General features: G+C 73.7%; 17 protein-coding genes and 1 pseudogene. 8 read left to right on the top strand and 10 right to left on the bottom strand.

Going from position 1 to position 22,202, the window contains the following annotated elements; genetic code table 11:
• The first annotated feature begins 1,428 nt into the window (after positions 1-1,428).
• Positions 1,429-2,070 carry a DUF998 domain-containing protein gene (locus tag D459_RS0105830; RefSeq protein ID WP_017592058.1) on the top strand — a complete coding sequence of 214 codons (642 nt, stop codon included), beginning with the start codon at positions 1,429-1,431 and terminating at the stop codon, positions 2,068-2,070.
• Positions 2,071-2,176: 106 nt separating this feature from the next.
• On the opposite strand, the gene D459_RS0105825 is transcribed toward D459_RS0105830, so the two are convergent.
• Complete coding sequence (locus tag D459_RS0105825) at positions 2,177-2,833, bottom strand: hypothetical protein (RefSeq protein WP_026120087.1); 657 nt, start codon at positions 2,831-2,833, stop codon at positions 2,177-2,179.
• Positions 2,834-3,198: 365 nt separating this feature from the next.
• Here D459_RS0105825 and D459_RS0105820 point away from each other — a divergent pair, with 365 nt between their 5' ends.
• Complete coding sequence (locus D459_RS0105820; protein WP_017592057.1) at positions 3,199-3,816, top strand: YceI family protein; 618 nt, start codon at positions 3,199-3,201, stop codon at positions 3,814-3,816.
• A 94-nt stretch (positions 3,817-3,910) separates the two neighbouring features.
• Here D459_RS0105820 and D459_RS0105815 read toward each other — a convergent pair whose 3' ends face one another.
• Together D459_RS0105815 and D459_RS0105810 are read right to left on the bottom strand one after the other, a co-directional pair.
• The gene (locus tag D459_RS0105815) at positions 3,911-4,795 is read right to left on the bottom strand and encodes a ribokinase (RefSeq protein WP_026120086.1); all 885 of its coding nucleotides are present in this window, start codon (positions 4,793-4,795) and stop codon (positions 3,911-3,913) included.
• Between the two features lie 90 nt (positions 4,796-4,885).
• The gene (locus tag D459_RS0105810) at positions 4,886-5,674 is read right to left on the bottom strand and encodes an exodeoxyribonuclease III (RefSeq protein WP_193790227.1); all 789 of its coding nucleotides are present in this window, start codon (positions 5,672-5,674) and stop codon (positions 4,886-4,888) included.
• 292 nt (positions 5,675-5,966) lie between these two features.
• On the opposite strand from D459_RS0105810, the gene D459_RS0105805 reads away from it, so the two are divergent.
• Both D459_RS0105805 and D459_RS0105800 read left to right on the top strand, forming a co-directional pair.
• Positions 5,967-6,695 carry a response regulator transcription factor gene (locus D459_RS0105805; RefSeq protein ID WP_017592054.1) on the top strand — a complete coding sequence of 243 codons (729 nt, stop codon included), beginning with the start codon at positions 5,967-5,969 and terminating at the stop codon, positions 6,693-6,695.
• Positions 6,696-8,084: a sensor histidine kinase gene (locus D459_RS0105800; protein ID WP_017592053.1), complete on the top strand. Its 1,389-nt coding sequence runs from the start codon at positions 6,696-6,698 to the stop codon at positions 8,082-8,084. It begins immediately after the preceding gene.
• Between the two features lie 225 nt (positions 8,085-8,309).
• Here D459_RS0105800 and D459_RS33510 read toward each other — a convergent pair whose 3' ends face one another.
• The 3 genes from D459_RS33510 to D459_RS0105785 all read right to left on the bottom strand — a co-directional run bounded on the left by D459_RS33510 (position 8,310) and on the right by D459_RS0105785 (position 11,487).
• Complete coding sequence (locus D459_RS33510) at positions 8,310-9,398, bottom strand: WD40 repeat domain-containing protein (protein ID WP_152522908.1); 1,089 nt, start codon at positions 9,396-9,398, stop codon at positions 8,310-8,312.
• A gap of 201 nt (positions 9,399-9,599) precedes the next feature.
• The gene (locus D459_RS35305; RefSeq protein WP_152522907.1) at positions 9,600-9,785 is read right to left on the bottom strand and encodes a hypothetical protein; all 186 of its coding nucleotides are present in this window, start codon (positions 9,783-9,785) and stop codon (positions 9,600-9,602) included.
• Positions 9,778-11,487 carry a recombinase family protein gene (locus D459_RS0105785; protein ID WP_017592050.1) on the bottom strand — a complete coding sequence of 570 codons (1,710 nt, stop codon included), beginning with the start codon at positions 11,485-11,487 and terminating at the stop codon, positions 9,778-9,780. The genes D459_RS35305 and D459_RS0105785 overlap by 8 nt, the downstream gene beginning before the upstream one ends.
• A 35-nt stretch (positions 11,488-11,522) precedes the next feature.
• Here D459_RS0105785 and D459_RS0105780 point away from each other — a divergent pair.
• Positions 11,523-12,185, top strand: a pseudogene (locus tag D459_RS0105780) (acyl-CoA dehydrogenase family protein); the annotation flags it as partial.
• Between the two features lie 350 nt (positions 12,186-12,535).
• Positions 12,536-13,747, top strand: coding sequence for a winged helix-turn-helix domain-containing protein (locus tag D459_RS0105775; protein WP_017592048.1), 1,212 nt, complete (start codon positions 12,536-12,538; stop codon positions 13,745-13,747).
• A 70-nt stretch (positions 13,748-13,817) separates the two neighbouring features.
• Here the strand turns inward: D459_RS0105775 and D459_RS0105770 are convergent, their stop codons facing one another.
• Positions 13,818-14,960: an acetyl-CoA C-acetyltransferase gene (locus D459_RS0105770; RefSeq protein ID WP_017592047.1), complete on the bottom strand. Its 1,143-nt coding sequence runs from the start codon at positions 14,958-14,960 to the stop codon at positions 13,818-13,820.
• Between the two features lie 178 nt (positions 14,961-15,138).
• A complete protein-coding gene (locus tag D459_RS0105765; RefSeq protein ID WP_017592046.1) occupies positions 15,139-17,178 on the bottom strand; it encodes an MDR family MFS transporter in 2,040 nt (679 codons plus the stop codon).
• A 218-nt stretch (positions 17,179-17,396) separates the two neighbouring features.
• On the opposite strand from D459_RS0105765, the gene D459_RS0105760 reads away from it, so the two are divergent.
• Entirely contained in the window at positions 17,397-18,539 is a 1,143-nt protein-coding gene (locus D459_RS0105760) for an acyl-CoA dehydrogenase family protein (protein WP_020380069.1), read from the top strand.
• A 39-nt stretch (positions 18,540-18,578) separates the two neighbouring features.
• Positions 18,579-18,746, top strand: a complete 168-nt coding sequence (locus D459_RS36100) for a hypothetical protein (protein WP_026120084.1) — start codon at positions 18,579-18,581, stop codon at positions 18,744-18,746.
• Positions 18,747-18,766: 20 nt separating this feature from the next.
• On the opposite strand, the gene D459_RS0105750 is transcribed toward D459_RS36100, so the two are convergent.
• Together D459_RS0105750 and D459_RS0105745 are read right to left on the bottom strand one after the other, a co-directional pair.
• The gene (locus D459_RS0105750; protein ID WP_017592043.1) at positions 18,767-21,028 is read right to left on the bottom strand and encodes an ATP-binding SpoIIE family protein phosphatase; all 2,262 of its coding nucleotides are present in this window, start codon (positions 21,026-21,028) and stop codon (positions 18,767-18,769) included.
• 159 nt (positions 21,029-21,187) lie between these two features.
• The gene (locus tag D459_RS0105745) at positions 21,188-21,889 is read right to left on the bottom strand and encodes a metal-dependent transcriptional regulator (RefSeq protein WP_017592042.1); all 702 of its coding nucleotides are present in this window, start codon (positions 21,887-21,889) and stop codon (positions 21,188-21,190) included.
• Positions 21,890-22,202: the final 313 nt, after the last annotated feature.

Here is a 22,202-nt window from a genome sequence, read left to right as displayed (position 1 = left end):
CGGTCGGTCAGGCGCGGCGCCCCGCGGAGTGAAGGTCAAGACGGGCGGCAACGGCACCGGCAGAGCCGGGGGCAGAGGCCATCACCCGAGCGCGGCGCCCCACGGGGTCAAGGTTCAAGCGGGCAGCGACGGCGGAGATAGGGACGGGGCGAAGGCCCCACTCGGGCGCGGCGTCTCGCGGGGCTGAGGTTCAAGCAGGCTGCGAGGACAGGAGAGGGACCGGCCGGTCGGTCAGGCGCGGCGCCTCACGGGGCGAAGGCTCAAACGGGCGGCGAGGGCGGGAAGGGGACCGGCCGGTCGGTCAGGCGCGGCGCCCCGCAGAGCGAAGGTCCAAACGGGCGGCGACGGCAAGGGTAGGGCCGGGGCGAAGCCGGTCGCCCGGGTGCGGCGCCTCACGGGGCCGGGGTTCAAGCAGGCGGCGACGGCAGCGGTGGGGCGGGGCGGAGGCGGCCGCCCGGGCGCGGCGCCCCAACAGTGCGGGTGGGCCCGCCCGAGCCGAGCAGGGTGGCCTTATCCCCTATGCCGGGTTCGCGGCAGGGAACAGGCAGGGGCGGGGGCGCCCTGCGCACCGCGAGAGCACCCCGATTACATCTACCAGCGAGTAGTAAGCCCCCACGCCCCCACCACCCCCTCACCGATCACCCAGAGTGGCCAAAGCGGGGCCTCTCGGAAGGGCAAAAGCGACATCTCACCCCCACACTGCCCCTGCCCGGGTTCCGGCCCCCTGCATCCCGACCTTCCGGGTGGCTCGAACCCCCGAACACCGGCCCGACCGAGGCGAATCAGGCCCTCAGAGGCCCGATCCGGCCCAGGGTGCGCGCCCAGGAATCACCGGGGTGCTCTCGCGATGCGCAGGGCACCCCACCCCACCATCACCCTACGTATTCACCCAGGTCAGAGAGGTGCAGCGGTTTCACGGGCGGCCGGCCCCGGCGCCCGGGGCGACGCGGGCACGGCGAACCCGCCACACCGGCCCGCCCCTCCCCGCTCTGCCGCACCCGACCGACCAGCCGGTTCCCACCGCCGCCATCGCCGCCAGCCTGAACCCCCACCCCGTGGGGCGCCGCACCCGACCGACCGGCCGGTGCCCACCCCCGCCTTCGCCGCCCGCTTGAACCCCCACCCCGTGGGGCGCCGCGCCCGGGCGACCGCCCCCGCCACGCCCTCGCCGCTGCCGTCGCCGCCCGTCTTGACCTTCGCTCCGCGAGACGCCGCACCCGACCGACCGGCCGGTCCCCCTCCCGCCGTCACCGCCAGCTTGAACCCTCACCTTGTGAGGTGCCGCGCCAGACCGACCGGCCGGTCCCCACCGGGGTCGAGACGGCGACGGCGTCGAGATCATCGGAAGCGGGGTGGGAGGGCGCCGATCGCGGTTCTAGGATCGGTGCCACGGACCCGACCCCGGCCCGATCGGAGCGGTGGCATGCGGTGTACGACGACACCGGTTCCGGCACCCGTCCGGAGCCCGCGATGACCGCCCTGCTGTGGGCGGGTGCGCTGGGGTGCTGGGCGTTCATCGCCGTCTTCACCGTCGACGGCTGGACCCGGCCCGGGTACCGGCCGGTCCGCCATCCGGTCAGCGCGCTGGCCCTGGGGGCGCGCGGGTGGATCCAGACGGCGAACTTCGTCCTGTGCGGCCTGGCCGTCGCGGCCGGCGCGGTCGCCCTCGCCGGTGCGCTGGGCAGCACGGTGCTCGCCGTGGCGGTCGGGGTCTTCGGCGCCGCGCTGGTCGCGTCCGGGGTGTTCCCGATGGACCCGATGCGCGGCTACCCGCCGGGAGCGCCCGACGGCACCCCGGCCGAGTTCTCCGCCCGCCACAAGATGCACGACCGGGCCGGGGCCCTGGTGTTCACTGCGCTGCCGACCGCGGCGGTCATCGCGGCGTTCGCCCTGCCCGAGCCCGCCTGGAAGGCGTACTCGGGGCTGACCGCGGCGCTCGCCGCCGCCGGCCTGTTCGCGTTCGGCCGGTCCTGGGAGGAGGACGGCCCCCGGGCCGGCCTCCTCCAGCGCGCGACGATCGCCGTCGGCTGGCTCTGGCTGGGGCTGCTGTTCCTGTACGCCGCCCACTGACGCCCGCGGGACCGCCCCCACACCCGATGATCTTGACGTTGCGGCCCTGTCCGAGCGTTCGGACAGGGCCGCAACGTCAAGATCATCGGAGAAAGGGGACCGCTCCCTAGTGGTAGCCGTAGGGGCCGTAGTACCCGTACGGGCCGTAGGGATCGTACGGGTCGTGGTGCGATCCGTTGGGGCCGCCGGTGGGCTCCGGGTCCGGGTCGGTCGGCTCCGGGTCGGGGGACTCGGTCGGCGGGGCCGGGTCGGTGGGTTCCGGGTCCGGGGTGGGGCGCTCGGTGGGGCGCTGGGTCGGGCGCGGGTCGGGGCGGCCTCCCCCGCCGGAGCCCTCGTCCTCGTCCCGGTCGCCGCCGCGGCCGCCGTCCCGGTCACCGCGGTCGCCCCGGTCGCCGCGGTCCGAGCCGCCGCCCCGGTCCCCGCCGGTGCCGCTCTCCCCGGTCGACCGCGGCTCCTCGTCGCCGCTCTTCTCCGGGGTGCCGCCGTCCACGGTGTCCTCGCCGGTGCCGACCCTGCCGCTGCCGCCGGGGCCGTCCCCGCCCGGGGCCTCGCCGGTCTGCCCGGGGTGTCCGGGGTGGCCGGCCGGTGCGGGCGCGCCGTCCAGGCCCACCTCCGTGTCGCCGGGCAGGGCCATGCCCGCGACGGCCGTCCCGCCGGCCGCCAGTCCCAGGAGCACGACGCCGGCGACGATCATGCGGTTGCGCGAACGGCGCCGCTGCTGTCGGCGGCGCTCGGTGCGGCTCCGCGGGTCCGCCTCGTCCATCGGCCCGCGGCTCCGTGCTGATCCGGTCATGGCGCGTCTGAATTCCGTGTGGGGAGACCGCGGTACCGCGGTCCGGCAGGGGTCGCGAACGACACCCAGGGACGAACTGTAAAGAACCGCGGCGGTTCGCGACACCCCCGCACCGAACGCCGAAACCCGGCAAACCCCGCTATACCCGGGGTTCTGCTCCCGTTCCACTCCGCCGATGTGACCAACGCGACCCTCTACAGCACCGCCCGGCGGGACGGCAAGGGCCGAAGGTCCCGCGGACCGGCTCCGGCCCCGGGCGTGTCCGAGGGCGGAACGACCGCCGCACGGCGTCTAGCCTGGCACCGGAAAAACGACGAACAGGGGGAAAGCACAACATGTCGGACGAGGATCAGCACGGGGGCGCCCCGGAGATCTCACCGGGCACCTGGTACATCGACCCGGCCCACTCCTGCATCATCTTCGTCGCGCACTACCTGCGCTTCGGCCGGGTGCAGGGCACCTTCGGCGACTCCTGGGGAGTGGTCCGGGTCGCCGACGACCCCGCCGCCTCCGAGGTCGACGTGGTCATCCGCACGGAGAGCCTGAACACCGGGGTCGAGGCCCGCGACCGGCACCTGCGCTCCCCCGACCTGCTCGACACCGAGGCCCACCCGGAGATGCGGTTCACCGCCACCGGGCTGGAGCGGCGCGGCCGCGGCCCGCACGCGTTCCGGATGCACGGGGAGCTCACCCTGCACGGCACCACCCGGCCGGTCTCGCTCGACTGCCGGTGGGGCGGCGAGGCCCCCGACCTGCAGAACCCGGACCAGGTGCACGGCCACTTCTTCGCCGCCGACACCCGGATCTCGCTCTCCGACTTCGGCATCCAGGACGTCGGGCCGACGCCGTGGGGCGCCCGGATCATCGGCGACACCGTCGACATCGTCCTGGAGATCCGGCTGCAGGACGCCGACCCGACCGAGTGGCTGCGCCAGATCGGGCACTTCGACTGATCCTCCGCGCGCCCCGCGCCGGCGGGGGTCCGGTGCCCCGCCCCGGGTCCGCGGCCGCCCGGCGGCGGCCGCACCCGCGGCGGGGCACCGGCGCTCAGCCCGCCAGCAGCGCGTCGATCTCGGCCCGCTCCGGCATCGAGGTGCTGGCGCCCTGGCGCTGCACCGACAGGGCGGCGGCCGCCGCCGCGAAGGCCATGCTCTCCGCCGGGCCGCGCCCCTCGGCGCGGGCCACCGCGAACGCGCCGCAGAAGGTGTCGCCGGCGGCGGTGGTGTCGACCGCCTCCACCGGGCGGGCGGCGACCTCGACCGGCTCGGCGCCGCGGACGCCGTGCAGCGAACCGGACGACCCCAGGGTGATCAGCACCTCCGGCACCCGCTCCAGCAGCGCCGCCATGGCCCGGCGCGGGTCGGACTCGCCGGTGATCGCCTCCGCCTCGTGCTGGTTGGGGACCAGCAGGTCGACCCGGTCCAGCAGCTCGCCGGGGAGCTCCTGGGCGGGGGCGGGGGTCAGCACCGTGCGCACCCCGGCCTCGCGGCCCGCCCCGGCGGCGGCGATCACGCCCTCCATCGGCAGTTCGAGCTGGAGCAGGAGGGCGTCGCTGCCCTCCAGCACCCGGCGGTCGCTCTCGGTCAGCCCGGTCATCGCGGCGTTCGCACCGGGCACCACGATGATGGAGTTGGCGCCGCCGTCCTCCACCACGATGTGCGCCACCCCGGACGGGCCCGGGACGGTGCGCAGCGCCGAGGTGTCCACGCCGCTGTCCACCAGGGCGCTGCGCATCTGCACCCCGAAGGAGTCGTCCCCGACCGCACCGAGGAAGGCGACGTCGCCGCCGGCCCGGGAGGCGGCGATCGCCTGGTTGCCGCCCTTGCCCCCGGGGACCTGGCGGAACTCGGTCCCGCCGACGGTCTCCCCGCTGCCCGGGCGGACCGGCACGTAGGCGACCAGGTCCATGTTGACGCTGCCGAAGACGGCGATCCTCGGCCGCGAGGGCTTTGTCTGCTCTGCGTGTCCTGCGTTCACACGACGACTCTACTCAGCGCAGCGGCCCGGTCGCGCCGGAGCCGGTCAGTCCAGGTCGGCGAGGACCGGGGCGTGGTCCGAGGCGCCCTTGCCCTTGCGCTCCTCCCGGTCGATCCGGGCGGCTGTCACCCGGTCGGCCAGCGCCGGGGAGCAGAGCAGGAAGTCGATCCGCATCCCCTTCTTCTTCGGGAAGGAGAGACCCTGGTAGTCCCAGAAGGTGTAGACGCCGGGGCCGGGAGCGTGCGGGCGGACCACGTCGGCGAACCCGGCCTTGCCCAGCTCCTGGAAGGCCTGCCGCTCCGCCTCCGTGACGTGCGTCTTGCCCTCGAAGACGGACATGTCCCACACGTCGTCGTCCTGCGGGGCCACGTTGAAGTCGCCGCAGAACGCGATCTGCGCCCGCGGGTCCTCGGCCAGCCGGGCGGCGCCCTCCGCGCGCAGCGCCTCCAGCCAGCGCAGCTTGTAGGCGTAGTGCGGGTGGTCGATCTCGCGCCCGTTGGGCACGTACAGGCTCCACACCCGCACGCCGCCGCAGACCGCGGAGACCGCCCGGGCCTCCGCCTCCTCCGGCTCCCCGTACCCGGGCTGGCCGTCGAAGGAGGTGCGCACGTCCTCCAGGCCGACCCGGGAGGCCACCGCGACGCCGTTCCACTGGCCCAGCCCGTGGTGGGCCACCTCGTAGCCGCGGTCGGTGAAGACGGAGGCGGGGAACTGGTCGTCCCGGCACTTGGTCTCCTGGATCGCGACGACGTCCGCGTCGCTCCGATCCAGCCAGGCGGCGACCCGGTCCGCGCGGGCCCTCATGCTGTTCACGTTCCACGTTGCGATTCGCACGCTGGCAAGGCTAGCGCCCGGCGGCGACATCCGGCGGCGTCCGCACTGATCCGGGGGGCGGAAGGCGGGCGGGGCGGGCCGCCGCGGCCGTCCTCCGCGGCGACTCCGCCCCGCACCGGTCCTTCTCATTCCTCTCCGACGCGCCGCGAACCGAAACGGTTCGCCTCATCTCTGATTCGCCGCCCGGGCCGGGGCCGGTCCCCGCCCGGGCCGCGAAGGCGGGAAGGACCCCGCCCCGGCTGCGGCATCATGGAGGGGGTCGCCGAGGAACGAGAGCACCGAGGAGGCAGCCATGGCCGACGATGTCCCGCCGCACGTGCTGGTCATCGACGACGAGCCCAACATCCGCGACCTCGTCCGCGCGGCCCTGCGCTTCCACGGCTTCACCGTCAGCTCCGCCGGGGACGGCGCCACCGGGCTGGACTGCGCCCGCGAGGAGAAGCCGGACCTGATCCTGCTGGACGTGCTCCTCCCCGACATCAGCGGCTTCGAGGTCTGCCGCAAGCTGCGCGGCCGGGGCGACGACGTCCCGGTCATCTACCTCACCGCCCGGGACACCCCCACCGACACCGTCACCGGGCTCTCGCTGGGCGGCGACGACTACGTCACCAAGCCGTTCTCGGTCGAGGCGCTGATCGCGCGGATCCGCGCGCTGCTCCGCCGCGCCAACCGGGACGCCCCCGCCGGGGAGGGGGGCGGCGTCCGCGGCTCCGTCGGCCTGATCCACTACGCCGACCTGGAGATCGACGAGCGCAAGTGGAAGGTGCGCCGGGACGGCCGCCCGATCGACCTGTCGCCGACCGAGTTCCGCCTCCTCGCCTACCTGGCCGGCAACGCCGGGCAGGTGGTGACCCGCGCCCAGATCCTGGAGAACGTGTGGGGCGGGGAGTACACCGGGCAGTCCCAGGTGCTGGAGACCTACATCAGCTACCTCCGCCGCAAGCTGGACCGGTACGGCCCGCCGCTGATCCGCACCCAGCGCGGCGTCGGCTACGCGCTGCGCGCCCCGGACGCCCGGTAGATGCCCCCGGGCAGGCTCCGCTCACGGCTCCTCACCGGCCTGATCGCGGTCACCGCCGTCGGCCTGCTGGTCACCTGCGTGGTCGGCTTCGTCACCATGCGCGGGTTCATCACCGACCGGATCGACGACCAGGTGACGCTGGCCGCGGAGAGCGCCATGGTGCGGCTGGACAACGACACCCCGCCGGTCGGCGTCGAGGCGCCCAGCCCCTCGCCCTACCTGGTGGTGCTGCTGAACGGCCGCACCGGCAAGGTCACCCAGGTCTACGGCGACCTGGAGCGGGACGACGTCGCGCTGGAGCGGATCGCCGAGGTGCCGCTGCGCCGCCTGCACGACCAGGCCGGCACCCAGGAGATCTTCGACCTGGACGGCCGGGACTCCACCGTGCCGCCGTTCCGCGCCACCGTCCGGGCCCGCCCCAGCGGCCTGATGGTCACCCTGGTGCCGACCAACGAGCGCGAGGAGTACCCCTGGCAGCTGGTGCTGACCCAGATGGTCACCGCGGTGCTGCTGCTCGGCGGGCTGGCGCTGGCCGGGCGCTGGCTGATCGTGCGCGGCCTGGAGCCGCTGGACCGGATGGCCACCACCGCGGACCGCATCTCCACCGGCTCCGACCTGTCCGCGCGGATGCCCGCCACCGAGAAGAACAGCGAGGTGGGGCGGCTGGCCGGGGCGATCAACACCATGCTGGCCCGGCTGGAGCAGGCCTTCGCGGCGCAGCGCGAGTCCGAGGAGCGGGTGCGCGCGTTCGCCGCCGACGCCTCGCACGAGCTGCGCACCCCGCTGACCACCATCCGCGGCTACGCCGAGCTGTACCGCCAGGGCGCGGTGCCCGAGGAGGAGCTGGCCGGGGCGATGCGCCGGATCGAGGACGAGTCGGAGCGGATGAGCCGGCTCGTCGGCGAGCTGCTGGAGCTGGCCCGGCTGGACCGCGGCGGCTCGCTGCACCTGGAGACCGCCGACCTGGTGCCGGTGGTGCGCGAGATGGTCGCCGACGCCCGGGTGGTCGCCCCGGACCGGGAGATCTCGCTGGAGGCCCCGGACCGGCTGCCCTGCCGGATCGACGAGGCCCGGTTCCGCCAGGTGCTGGCCAACCTGCTGGCCAACACCGCCGAGCACACCCCGGCGGGCACCCCGGTCCGGGTCCGGCTCAGCGCGGGCCCGGTCCACGCCGCGCTGGAGGTCTCCGACGAGGGCCCGGGGATGTCCGGCGAGGACCTGCGCCGCGCCTTCGACCGGTTCCACCGCGGCACCCGCTCCCCCGGCGGCGGCTCCGGCCTGGGGCTGTCCATCGTCGCCGCCATCGCCGACGCGCACGGCGGCGATTCGGGCATCGCCTCCGCCCCGGGCGCCGGCACCCGGGTCACGGTCCGCTTCCCCTACCGCTAGTACCCCGAGTCGTTGACGGGGTCCTCTTCTCGCCGCGGTACCCCGTCCCCACCCGAGCCGGCCGCGCTCGACGTCATCGCGGTGGTACGACGACGATGTTGAGCCCCGGCCTGTTGCTTTTGCCCGGCCCGCCGCCCCGGCGATCCCGCGCGGGACGTGCGCCCAGGGCCGGGAAAAAGCAACAGCCCTGGGCTCAACAGGGTGGGTGCGGGGCCGGGGGAGCGGTCAGCCGGCGGCCCGTTCCAGGTCCCAGACCTGGAGCTCGCCCTCCGGGGTGGAGGTCACGGCGACCGGGGCGCCCGCGATCGCGGTGACGTCCTCCAACGACCAGCACCCCTCGATGGGGGCGCCGATCTGTTCGCCGCCCGCCAGGTCCCACACCCGGACGGTGCGGTCCGCCGCGCCGGACACCGCGATGGGGCGGCCGCCGACCACCGCGGTGGCCAGGTAGACCACCTGGTCGGTGTGCCCGGTGAGCGGGGCGCCGGCCGGAACGCCGCCGGCCGGGCCCCACCGGTACAGGTCGGTACCGGCGCCCGCCGCCGCCAGGACCACGGCGCGGCCCTCGACCTCGGCGACGGCGAGGGCACTGACCGGGGCGTCGATGCCGGTCAGCGGTCCGCCGATGCGCTCCCCGGCGGCCAGGTCCCACGCCTCGGCGAAGTCGTCGTGGCCGCCGGTGGCGGCGATCGGGCGGCCGCCGGCGAACCCGGCCCCCATCACCCCGTTGTAGGAGCCGGCCAGGTTCGCGACGCGCTCGCCCCGGTCCAGGTCCCAGACGACCAGCCGGCCCTCCTCGCTGCTGCTCACCGAGAGCGCCGTCCCGGGGCCGGCCAGCGCGGTCAGCGCGGTGACGCCCAGTTCGTGCCCGTCCATGGGGCGGCCGACCATGCGGCCGGTGCGCAGGTCCCAGGCCCGGACCGCGCCGCCCCCGTAGTCGTCGTCGGAGAGGAGCACGTCGAAGCGGTCGGCGCCGGTGAGGAGCACCGGCCGCCCGCCGAGGTGCAGCGCCGCGGCCCGGGCGGCGATCTTGTAGGTGTCGATCTCGTACTCGGAGAGGTCCTCCTCCTCGAACTCCTCGTCCTCTTCGTCCTCCTCGCCGCGGAGCAGCGGCCCCACCAGGGTCTGCGGGTCGAGGTCGAGGGGGACCTCGGTCCGGGCGCCGCTGCGCAGGTCGCAGGTGTGCAGCACCCCTTCCTCGTCGACGCCGGCGGCGAGGGGCGCCCCGTCCGCCTCGATGACGGGAACCGTGTCGTGCGGGACCCGGCCCAGGGTCCGGCCGGACAGCTCGGAGATCATGCGCTCATCTGCCATGCCCGGCAACCTAGGCCCCGCCTCGGACAGCGGGGGCCGGGCTTCACCGGTGGCACCGGCGGGCAGAGCGGTCGGGAGCGGTGGACCTATACCCGAGTAACCCCACGGGGCCCCGGGGGCTCTACGGGCGTTCTGAGCCCCACGGGCATAAAAAGGCCCGTCCCCGAGAACTCCCGGGAACGGGCCGCTCCGCTGCTCCGCCTACTCCGCGTCGTCCGACCGGACCACCGCGTGCCATTCACCGGCCGACCAGTCGCCCGGCTCCGCGGGGCGGAAGTCGACGCCGCGGGCCGCGAGTTCCGCCGCCACGATCACGGCCTGTTCATCCGTGGACCCGGTCGGGGTCGGCTGCAGGGTCCGCCGGTAGTGCGCGGTGCTTTTACGCATTACGGGCCTCACTTTCAGTTTCGTCGTTCTCGGGTCGCCGCCAGTGGATTTCCGCGCGCTTTCCAACGTGGTATCCCCGTGTGCGGCCGCTGATTTTCTTGTCCACGCCGTTCACGGTCACGTGGTCCACAAAGATCTTGAGCAGTAGCTGCCGGTCTTCAGCGCTGGCGGACTTCCACCACGACCCCTCCCCGATCGGGTCGCCGTCCGGGTCGTCCGTTGCACACCATTCTTCGATGGGGAGCACCGGCGACTCAAGCTTCCGGTTCAGTGCGTCTAGCGCGTTATTGAGCCGAATCTCTTCCTGCTGGCGGGCGTTCAGGTCCTTAATAAATTCGGCGCGGCCGCGGGGCCCCGGATACACCCCGGCCCGCCGGTCTTCGTACAGTTCGCCAATCTCGCGGGTGACGGTGGCCAATTCGGCCTGCACCGAATTGCGCTCCGCCACAAGGTCGGGGCTGCCTACCGCTCCCTGGTAAGCGGATGCCGCGGCGGAGAGCATCGCCGCGTCTTCTTCGTCGTGCGGGTCCAACGCGGCGATTCGAGTGAGGACCGTCCGTGCCAACCACTCGTCCAAGTGCCGTGTTTTCACAGTCCTCCGCCGCCCCTTGTGCGCGGGACAGGTGGTGTGGCGGCTGCAGGCGTAATTGTCCTGGCCGCCCCAAGAGAAAGCGAATCCGGATTCGCACTTCACAAGCCCCGTCCCGCCGAGCAGCGACCGCGGCTTATCGCTCGACCGCGGCCCGCGCTCAACGCTCCGCCGATCGAGTTCCGCTTGGACCAGGAACCATTTTTCTGGGGAAATCGCTCCCTTACCCGCGAGCATCGGCGTACCGTCGTCGTTACGCCGGATCCGATACCGGTCGGGGTGCCCTTTTGCAGCGCGCTCCGGGATCACGTCGCCGACGATTCCCGCGATGCGCGGATCCCGAAGAATTCGATGGATGCGGGTGACCGACCAGTGAGGCATTTCACCGTCTTTATGGCCGCCGGAAACCGACGGAATCTCGCGAGCGGCGTAGTCTTCCATGATCGTGTGCATTTTCTCTCTGGCCAGCACCCGCGTAGCCAGTTCGTCGATGAACGGAGCTTCGGCCGGTTCAGGCTCCGGAACCCGGATCGTGACCCCGTCCACAATTTTTTTGCGCATACGAAGCCCGAGGGACGGGCGGCCGCCCAACCAGCCGCCGCGTTCACGAATCGCCGCGTTGGTCGACTTTCCGAACGCAGACTTGTCCGTGCTCTGCTGCTCCGCCATTGCGGCGATCAGAGCGAACATCGCTACGCCCATCGGGTCGCCCGTGTCGAGGAAAGGTTCTGTGACCGAGATTAGGCGCACGCCGCATTTCTGTAGCTCGTCGTGGATGTCGAGCGCGTCCCTGAAACCCTTTCGGGTCAGTCGCGAGAGCGCGAAAATGATCAGCACGTCGAATTCGCCGCGTCGGGCGTCTTCCATCATTCGGTCGAAGTCGGGACGCGCGGCTTTCAGGTCCCAACCGGAGCGGCCAATGTCTTCGTAGTGGCCGGTGTGCGCAAACGGGACGCCGTGCGCGCCTTGCGCGGCGCGGGCGATGCACGCGTTTCGCCGCCCGCTGGGTCCGCCGGTAGATCCGTCGTCCCTGCGCTCGGACTGGCGGTCGTAGCTGCGGGCCCGTAGGGGGGACCCGTCGGGGCGGGCCGTGAGATCGAGGTGGGTTGTCATGGGCTGGACCTTATCAAGTGGCTACCTTCACAGCAGGCTCCACCGAGATCATGCACCTGATGATCGCCCGGGAGGCGGTGGACGCCCACCTCTCGGTCGCCGGGGACCTGATCGACCCGTCCGCGGACGGCGCCGCCAAGGCCCGCGCGCTGGCCAGGGCGGGCGGCTTCTACGCCTCCTGGCTGCCCGGCCTGGTGGTCGGCGAGGGGCAGCGCCCGGGGGCGTTCGGCGAGTTCGGGCCGCTCGCCGGGCACCTCCGCTTCACCGAGCGGGCCGCCCGCAGGCTGGCCCGGTCCACCTTCTACGGCATGTCCCGGTGGCAGGGCGGGATGGAGGAGCGGCAGGCATTCCTGGCCCGGCTGGTCGACATCGGCGCCGAGCTGTTCGCGATGAGCGCGGCGGTGGTCCGCGCCGAGGCGGAGCGCCGGGAGCACGCCGGCGACCCCGACCGGGCCCGGGCCGGCCAGGAGCTCGCCGACGCCTTCTGCCGCCGCTCCCGGCTCCGCACCGAGGAGCTGTTCCGCGCGCTGCGGGCCAACACCGACGGCACCGACGCCAAGGTCGCCGAGCGCCTGCTCGCCGACCGCTACACCTGGCTCGAGGAGGGCGCCCTGGACCCGTCCGCCCCGGGCCCGCCGATCGCCGACGCGACCCCCGGCCCCAGTGAGAAGGAGAACCTGCACCACCGGATGGGCTGACCCCGGTCCGGCCCCTGCCGCCGGATAGGCCCCGCAGGCCGCTTCCCGGCCGAGCCTCGAAAAGAGACGGGAGCACCGCCTCCCGCCCTCCGGGGCCACGCGGCCCCGCACCCGCGGGCGGACCGAGAAGGGCACCCGCCGCACCCGGCCTGCCGGGCCCCGCCGGGAATCGAGGACACCGCCGCCTTCCCGAGCCGACGGCCCCCGGAGGGCCGTACCGGCCCGGCCGGTCCCGGCCGGAGGGCCGTCCGAGGAGGGCCCGGTGCGCTCGGTCGAGCGTACGGGAGCGGGGGGTGCGGAGTCCGGCGGGGCGGTGGCGGGCGGCCCGTGCCGCCAGTACGTTAGTACTCATGTACGACTCCCCTCCCCCTCCGCACCCGCGCCGCGACTCGGTGCTCTCGCTCGCCCAGGCCCGCCGGACGGCGCTGGCCGCGCAGGGGTTCGCGGACCGGAGACCCTCCGGGCCGGCCACCATGCGGCACGTGCAGCGGGTGGTCGACCGGATCGGCGTGGTGCAGATCGACAGCGTGAACGTGCTCTCCCGCAGCCAGTACCTGCCGTTCTTCGCCCGGCTGGGCCCCTACGACCGGGCCCTGCCGGACCGGGCGGCCACCCGGCGCGGCGGGCGGCTGGTGGAGTACTGGGCGCACGAGGCGAGCCTGATCCCGCCCGCGACGCACCGGTTGCTGCGCTGGCGGATGGCGCGCGCCCGGGACGAGGCCTGGGGCGGCATGCGGAAGATCGCCCGGGACGAGCCGGAGCTGGTGAAGGCGGTGCACGAGGAGGTCGCCCGGATCGGGCCGGCCACCTCGCGGGAGATCGAGGCGGGCCTGGAGCACGACGCGCCGCGCGCCAAGGAGCACTGGGGGTGGAACTGGTCGCTGGTCAAGCGCGCCCTGGAGTTCCTGTTCTGGGCCGGCGAGGTGACCACCGACGGGCGCACCGCCCAGTTCGAGCGCCGCTACGACCTGACCGAGCGGGTGCTGCCCGCCGAGGTGCACGGCGCGCCCGACCCCGACCCCGCGGAGGCCCGCCGCGAGCTGGTCCGGATCGCCGCCCGCGCGCACGGCGTCGGCACCGAGGCCTGCCTGCGCGACTACTTCCGGCTGAGCGCCGTCGAGGCGCGCGCCGCCGTCGCCGACCTGGTCGACTCCGGCGAGCTGGTGCCGGTCTCGGTGCAGGGCTGGGACTCCCCCGCCTACCTGCACGCCGACGCCCGGGTGCCGCGCCGGCTGCACGCCCGGGCGCTGCTCAGCCCGTTCGACTCGGCGGTGTGGGAGCGGAGCCGGACCGAGGCCCTGTTCGGCTTCCGGTACCGGCTGGAGATCTACGTGCCGGCCGCCAAGCGGGTGCACGGCTACTACGTGCTGCCGTTCCTGCTCGGCGACCGCCTGGTCGCCCGGGTCGACCTCAAGTCCGACCGGGCCTCCGGCCGGCTCCTGGTCCGCCGCACCACCCTGGAGGACGGCGCCCCGCCGGAGACCGCCGCCGAGCTCCACGCCGAACTGGAGTCGATGGCCGCCTGGCTCGGCCTGGAGCACGGCCCGGTCCACCAGGGCTGACCGGGCCGCCGGAGGCTCCGCTCGGACGCCCCGGCAGGTCCGGCCGGGGCGTCCAGGACGTCCGGGGCGGTCAGACCCGTTCGATGATGGTGACGTTGGCCTGGCCGCCGCCCTCGCACATGGTCTGCAGGCCGTAGCGGCCGCCGGAGCGCTTGAGCTCGTGGACCAGCTTGGTCATCAGCACCGCGCCGGTGGCGCCGAGCGGGTGGCCCAGGGCGATCGCGCCGCCGTTCGGATTGACCTTGGCCATGTCCGCGCCGAGCTCCTCGGCCCAGGCCATCGGGACCGGGGCGAAGGCCTCGTTGATCTCGGTGACGTCGATGTCGCCGATGCCCAGCCCGGCCTTCTCCAGGGCCGTCCGGGTGGCCGGGATCGGGGCGGTGAGCATGTAGACCGGGTCGTCGCCGAGGACCGAGAGCTGCACGATCCGGGCCAGCGGGGTGAGGCCGTGCCGCTCCACCGCCGCCTCGGAGGCGATCAGCACCGCGCCGGCGCCCACCGAGATCTGGCTGGCCACGGCGGCGGTCAGCGCCCAGCCGTCGCGCAGCGGCTTGAGGCCGGCCATCTTCTCCAGGGTGGTGTCCGGGCGGACGCCCTCGTCCCGCTCGACGCCGGCGATCGGGGCGATCTCGGCGTCGAACCTGCCGTCCGCCAGGGCCGCGCCGGCCCGGCGGTGGCTCTCCAGGGCGTACTCCTCCAGGTCCTGCCGCTTGTAGCCCCACTTCTCGGCCATCAGCTGGGCGCCGCGGAACTGGGAGATCTCCTGCATGCCGTAGCGCTCGGTCCAGCCGTCGCCGAAGAGCGGGAGGCCCTCGTCGATGGCGAACTTGGCGTTGGCGCCCATCGGCACCATGCCCATGTTCTCCACGCCGGAGGCGACCACCAGGTCCTGGGTGCCGCTGAGCACGCCCTGCGCGGCGAAGTGGATCGCCTGCTGGGAGGAGCCGCACTGCCGGTCGATCGTGACTCCGGGGACGGTCTCCGGCAGCCCGGCCGAGAGCCAGGCGGTGCGCGCGAGGTCCAGGGCCTGCGGGCCGACCTGGCTCACGCAGCCCATGATGACGTCCTCCACCGCCGCCGGGTCGGCGCCGGTGCGCTGCATCAGCTCTTTGAGGACGTGCGCGCCCAGGTCCGCGGGGTGCACCCCGGCCAGCGCGCCCTTCTTGGTGCCGACGGGGGTGCGGACGGCCCCGACGATGAATGCCTCAGCCATGCGGTCCTCCAGGGGAGCCTGTTCGGTGCGGACTACCTTAACCGAACCATATTCGGTTTCGCCGTACGCACCGGCCACCGGGGTCCCGGTCCGCCCCTGCCCCGCGATGGTCTCGACGTTCCGCCCCATCAGAGCGCCGGGAAAGGGCCGGAACGTCGAGGCCGTCGGGAGGGGGCGGTCAGAGGCGGCGCTCGTCGCCGCCCTCGCGGACCAGGCCGGCGTCCTCCTCGTCGCCGAGGCAGGCCCGGGCCAGGTCGCGCAGGGCCGCGTTGAGCTCCGGGTGCTCCTCCGGGCCGTAGTCCCTGAGCAGCCCGCGCAGGGCCTGCTCCTGGGCGTCGCGGAGCCGGCGGGCCGCGTCCCGCCCCTGGGCGTTCAGCTCCCAGGTGGGCGAGTCGTCCCGGAGCAGCCCGGCCCGGAGCAGCTCGCGGTGGACCGACTCGTCCTGCTCCACCGTGCCGTGCGACATCCGGGAGAGCTCCTCGGCGCCGATCGGGCCGGTTGCGGCCAGGTGGGTGACGGTCCAGCAGGCGCCCGGGGAGAGCTCCAGCCCGGCCGCCTCGGCCAGCCTGAGGTAGGCGTGCCGGGCCCCCTCCCGGCCGAACGCCCGGTACACCGCGCGCTCCAGCTCGGCCATGGCGGTGCGGTCGGTGCGCACCGGCGCCACCACCTCGTCCAGGTCCGGCGGGCCGATGGTGGTGCGCAGCGGGATCTGCTTGAGGAAGAGCGCGACCGCGAACGCGGCCAGCGCCAGCGGCACCGCGGACAGGAAGACCGCGTCCACCGAGTCGGCGTAGGCGCCGAGGAACTCGGCGCGCGCCTCGGGCGGCAGCTCGGCCAGCCCGCTCGGGTCGTTCTGCAGCTCCCGCGGGTCGGCTCCGGGCGGCAGCTCCAGCCCGGCCATCCGCTCCGCGATGTTCGCGGCGAGCTGCGCGGCGAAGACCGCGCCGAACACCGAGGTGCCGATCGAGCCGCCGATCGAGCGGAAGAAGGTGGCCGCGGAGGTGGCCGCGCCCAGGTCCCGGTAGTCCGCGGCGTTCTGCGCGGCGACCACGATCACCTGCATGGTCAGCCCCAGCCCGCTGCCCAGCAGGAGCAGGTAGCCGCCCAGCACCGGGAACGGGGTGCCCGGCTCCAGCCCGGACATCAGGAACAGCGCCAGCGCGACCAGCGCGGTGCCGATGATCGGGTAGATCCTGTACCGCCCGGTCCGGGTGAGCAGCTGCCCGCTGGCGATCGAGCAGACGAGCATGCCCGCCACCATCGGCAGCAGGTGCAGCCCGGACGAGGTCGGCGAGTACCCGTGCACGACCTGCAGGAACAGCGGGATGTAGGCCATCGAGCCCATCATCGCGAAGCCGACCGCGAAGCTGATCACCGCGGAGGCCGTGATCACCGGGCTGCGGAACAGCGACAGCGGCATCACCGGGTCGGCCGCCCGCCGGGCGCTGGCCCACCACAGCACGGTGAGCAGCACCGCCGCCGCGATCAGCCCGATGACCTGCACCGAGAGCCAGTCGTAGGCGGTGCCGCCGAGCGAGGTCACCAGCACCGCGCAGACCGACGCCGCGGCCAGCAGCAGGATGCCCGCGTAGTCGACCCTGGTGCGCGCGGTGCCGCGGGCCGCGGGCAGCGCGGCGATCAGCACCAGGAACGCCGCCACCCCCAGCGGCAGGTTCACGTAGAACACCCACCGCCAGGACAGGTTGTCCACGATGAACCCGCCGATCAGCGGCCCGGCGACGCTGGCCACCCCGAACACCGCGCCGAACAGGCCCATGAAGGAGCCGCGCCGGCGCGGCGGGACGATGTCGCCGATCGCGGCCTGGGCGAGCACCATGAGCCCGCCGCCGCCGATGCCCTGGACCGCGCGGTAGGCCACCAGGGTGCCGAAGTCGCCGGCCAGCCCGCACAGCGCCGACCCGGCGAGGAAGACCGCCAGGCAGACCAGCAGCACCCACTTGCGGCCGAACTGGTCGCCGAGCTTGCCCCAGAGCGGGGTGCACGCGGTGACCGCCAGCAGGTAGGAGGTGACCACCCAGGAGATGTGGCTCAGCCCGCCCAGGTCGGAGACGATGCGCGGCATCGCGGTGGCGACCACGGTCTGGTTCAGCGCCGCCACCAGCACGGTCAGCAGCAGCGCCGCGATGACGACCGCGAGCCGCGGCTCCTCCGCCCCGCCGCTCCGCCGCTTGCGCACCGCCGCCTCGTGCCTGCCCATCCGGCCGCTCCCCCCGTCGCCGTCCGCGAGCCGCGGGCGCCCGGGGCGGGCGCCCCTTCCCGACCCTAGGGAGCGGAGCGGGCCGCGCCCGGCTCCGGCGGTGAGGGCAGGCCGCGGCTTTGCCGCGATTTGGACCGTGCAAAACCGAATGAGATTCGGTTAACGTTGGCGGCACAGCCCCGCCTCCGGGCGGCCCCGTGCGCGAAGGAGTCATGTCCATGCAGAGGGAGCTCTTCGAAACCGAGCACGACCTCTTCCGGGAGTCGGTCGCCGAGTTCCTCGACCGGAACGTCGTACCGCACCACGACCGGTGGGAGAAGGACGGCATCGTCCCGCGCGAAGTGTGGACCGAGGCCGGCAAGGTCGGCCTGCTCGGCCTGGGCGTCCCCGAGGCCTACGGCGGCAGCGGGGTGCGCGACTTCCGGTTCAACGCCGTCCTCTCCGAGGAGATCTGCAAGGCGCACGCCAGCGGCCTCGGCTTCACCCTGCAGAACGACGTGATCGCGCCCTACCTGGTCGACCTGACCACCGAGGAGCAGAAGCGGCGCTGGCTGCCCGGCTTCTGCTCCGGGGAGACCATCACCGCGATCGCGATGACCGAGCCCGGCGCCGGCAGCGACCTGCAGGGCATCCGGACCACCGCGGTGCGCGACGGCGACGAGTACGTGCTCAACGGGCAGAAGACGTTCATCACCAACGGGATCAACTCCGACCTGGTGATCGTGGTGGCCCGGACCGACCCGGAGGCGGGCGCGCACGGCATCTCGCTGATCGTGGTGGAGCGCGGCGCCGCGGGCTTCGAGCGCGGCCGCAACCTGGACAAGATCGGGCTGAAGGCCCAGGACACCGCCGAGCTCTCGTTCACCGACGTGCGGGTCCCCGCCGCCAACCTGATCGGCGAGGAGGGCAAGGGCTTCGTCCACCTGATGGAGAAGCTGCCGCAGGAGCGGCTCTCCATCGCGGTCGCCTCCACCGCCGGCGCCGAGGCGATGCTCGCCGCCACCATCGGCTACTGCAAGGAGCGGACGGCTTTCGGACGGCCGATCTCCAAGTTCCAGAACACCCGTTTCGTGCTGGCCGAACTGGCCACCGAGGTGGACCTGGCCCGCACCTACGTGGACCGGGCCATCACCCTGCTGAACAGGGGCGAGCTCTCGGTGGAGGACGCCGCCAAGGCCAAGTGGTGGTGCTCGGAACTGGCCAACAAGGTGATGGACCGGTGCCTGCAGCTGCACGGCGGGTACGGGTACATGATGGAATACCCGGTGGCGAAGGCCTGGCAGGACGCCCGGATCCAGTCGATCTTCGGTGGCACCACCGAGATCATGAAGGAGATCGTGGGCCGCTCCATGGGCCTGTAGCCACCGCCCCCTCGGTCGCGGCGAAAGGTCTCCAGGGTCATGACGGGTGCATGGGACGGCTTGATCGTCCTTGGACTGCTGGTCCTCCTGCTGGTCATCGGCGTGCGCAAGCTCCGCCCCAAGATGCACATCCCGTGGAGCACCGGGGGGATCGTGGTCTTCTTCATCTTCCTGGTGCTGCTGCTGTGGGCGTGGTCCTGGCGCTGACCCCTGGGGAGGGGCGGCGCTCAGTCGCCCTTCATCGAGATCTCGAACCAGACCGCCTTGCCGGTCGGGGTCGGTCTGGACCCCCACCGGTCGGCCAGCTGGTCGACCAGGTAGAGGCCGCGCCCGCCCTCGTCGTCGGCTCCGGCGCTGCGGATCCGGGGCAGCCGCAGGTCGTCGTCGAAGACCTCCACCCACACCGAGGACGCCCCGCGGCGCAGCCGGAGCAGGAACCGGGTCTGCTCCGGGGTGTCGTCGTCGGACGCCTCGGCGACCTCCTCCAGCAGGTCCGACCAGTCCTCGGAGAAGTCGTCCGCGCCGCCCTGCGCCCCCAGGCCGCCCAGCGGGTCGGCGGAGTCCACCACGCCGTCGGCGGTGAACTCCCGGCGCACCGGGTGCGGGGTGGCGTGGATGACCACGTTGGTGACGATCTCGGAGACCAGCAGGCAGGCCAGCTCGGACTGGCCGGCGTCCATCCCCCACTCCTTGAAGGTGGCCGCGGCCAGGTGCCGGGCCTCCGCGACGGTGGGGGCCTCGGCGACGAACCAGCCCTCGCGCAGCGCCAGCTCGTCGGGGTGGGTGCGGACCACCAGCAGCGCGGTGTCGTCGTCGTTCTCCCCGGGCACCGCGCCCAGCGCGACGTCGGCGATCCGCTCCACGTCGGAGTCGGCCACGGTGCGGACCCGCTCGCGCAGCCGACGCAGCGCCCGCCCCTCGTCCGCGGTCCCGCCGCCGACCGGTCTCCGGTCGACCAGCCCGTCGGTGTAGAGCAGCAGCGTCGCCCCGGCCGGCAGGGTGAGGTCGGCCTGGTGGTAGATGGCCTCGTCGTAGGGGACGCCGCGGGTCTTCACGCCGAGCAGCGAGTCGGTGACCTCCAGCGCCAGCGGGATGACCTCGCCGCCGGAGATGAGCAGCGGCTGCGGGTGGCCGGCGTTGCCGTAGGACAGCTCCCGGGACCAGGCGTCGTAGACCATGTACAGGCAGCTGACGCTGGGCACCCAGGTGCCGCCGGAGCCGTCCGGCACGCCCAGTCTGCGCACCCACTCGTCCAGCTCGCGGAGGATGTCCGCGGGCTCCCGGTCGGCCTGGGCGAAGGCGCGCAGCGCGGCGCGGAGCTGCCCCATCACCGCGGCGGCGTGCGGGCCGCGCCCCTCGACGTCGCCGATGACGATGCCGACCCGGCCCGCGGACAGCGGCACCACGTCGTAGAAGTCGCCGCCGACCTGGGTCTGCACCCCGCGGCCCTGGGACTCCAGCGGCCGGGCGGGCACATAGCGGTGCGCGATGGACAGCCCGTCGAAGGACGGGAAGGTGTTGGGCAGCAGGCTGTTCTGGAAGGCCAGCGCGGTGCTGCGCTCCTCCTCGAACAGCCGGGCGTTGTCGATGGCCAGCGCGACCCGGCCGGCGACCGCGCCGACCAGGTCGCGGTCGAAGCCGTCGTAGGAGGTCTTGTCGCGCGGGGTCAGCCGGGAGAGGGCGAGCGTGAGCACGCCCAGGAGTTCACCGCGGGCCCGCAGGGGCGCCGCGACGGCCGAGCTCACCCCCACCTGCTCGACGGCGCGGGCGGCGCCCTCGTCGAGTGCTCCGGGGGGGTAGGACAGGTCGTCCACGGCGATGGCCTCCAGCCGGCGCATCGCCAGCGCGGCCACGTTCCGCTCCGGGTAGCGGACCTCCTGGCCGACGTCGGGCCAGGTGCCCGGGGGCGGCGACCACCCTTCGGCGTGCATGGAGACCCGGCGGACCAGCCGGTCGCCGTCGTAGAGGTCGATGAAGCAGTGGTCGGCGAACTGCGGCACCAGGGTCTCGGCGACGGCCTTGAGCGCGCCGTCGTAGCGGAGCGACCCGGCCAGCCGGTCGCCTATCCGCTCCAGCAGCCCGTACTGCTCCTCCACCCGGCCGCTGCGCATCGCCTCGTAGGCGAAGATCGCCATGCCCTCGACGGCGCCCTGCTCGTCGCGGACCGGCACGGCCTGGGCCCGGATGTGCATCCAGGTGGCGTCGGCGCGGACCACGCCGAAGGTGCCCTCCCAGGTCTCGCCCTTGAGCACCCGGCGGGCGAGCTGGGCGGCGCGCTCCCGGTCCGACTCGTGGATGCCGATGTCCAGGAAGGAGGTGCCGAGCGGGTCCCGGCCGCCCACGAACCCGAAGAGGTCGCGGGCGTAGGCGTTCCAGTACCGCAGGTGGCTGAAGCGGTCGGTCATGATGACGGCGATCTGCGCCCGCTCGACGACCGTCTCCCCGGTGACCGCGCTGTCGTCGTAGAAGGCTTCCCCCCACCGCTTCATTCAGCCGCCACCTTGCCGTCAATGACCCGCGTCATGATGACCCGCGCGTTCCGGATCGCCCCCGCTTTCGCCCGAGCATAGTCCTATAGGACGCAAACCCGCAGAGCAACGCGACATTTCGGGGCCGGGGCCGCCCCGGGGCCTGCGCCGTCGGCGACATCAGAGCTTGGCGACGAAAACATGGCTGGCGACCTCGCGGGAGAGCTCGACCGGCTCGCCGCCCTCGTGCCCGACCCGGACGCCGTCGTCGGTGGAGAGCAGCGCGACCTCCTGCCCCGGCCGGACGCCCGCGTCCTTGAGGGAGAGCATGATGTCCGGGTCGCTCTGGATCTGCTCGCTGATCCGCCGGACCGCGACCTTGGTCTCCGCGCCGTTGGCGATCTCGGTCATCGGCAGGATCGAGTCGTCGGCGAACGGCTCCGGCGAGTAGTCCTCCAGGCCGAGCTCGTCCAGGCCGGGGATGGGGTTGCCGTGCGGGCAGACCGAGGGGGCGTTCAGCAGCCCGATCAGCCGCTCCTCGACCGCCTCGGAGATGACGTGCTCCCAGCGGCACGCCTCGACGTGCACGTCCTCCCAGGGCAGGCCGATCACGTCGACCAGGAGCCGCTCGGCCAGGCGGTGCTTGCGCATGACGTGGGTGGCCAGGCGGCGGCCCTCCTCCGTCATGACCAGGTGCCGGTCGTTCTCGACGCGGAGCAGGCCGTCGCGCTCCATCCGCGCCACGGTCTGGCTCACGGTGGGGCCGCTCTGCTGGAGGCGCTCGGCGATGCGGGCCCGAAGAGGAACGATGCCTTCCTCTTCGAGCTCGAAGATCGTGCGGAGGTACATCTCCGTGGTGTCGATGAGCCCGTGCGCGGTCAACGTTCTCCTCCCCTCGTCGGCCGTCGGGCGTTCGCCGCGGCAGAACTCCCAACACCGGCCGGCGGCGTCGGATTCCCAACGCGGACCCCGGGCCCGGGGCCGCCGTCGGCCCCGCCTTCGCCCGTCGTCGCCGCCCTCGGAAAGCGGCCACCGGTGGGCCCCATCATAGCGTGACGAAGGGTACGCCAGGGCGCCCCGCAGGGCCGCTCCCGCAGGCGACGCGCGCTCCCCCGGGCAGGGGCGGGCGGCTCCGGGACGCCCGGTCCGCCGCCGGGCGCGCGGACCACCGGGTCAGGGGGCCGGCCGGTCGGCC

The sequence above is a fragment of the Nocardiopsis potens DSM 45234 genome, from assembly GCF_000341105.1.
Lineage (GTDB): Bacteria > Actinomycetota > Actinomycetes > Streptosporangiales > Streptosporangiaceae > Nocardiopsis_A > Nocardiopsis_A potens.
This window is presented reverse-complemented; position numbering and strand designations above follow the sequence as displayed.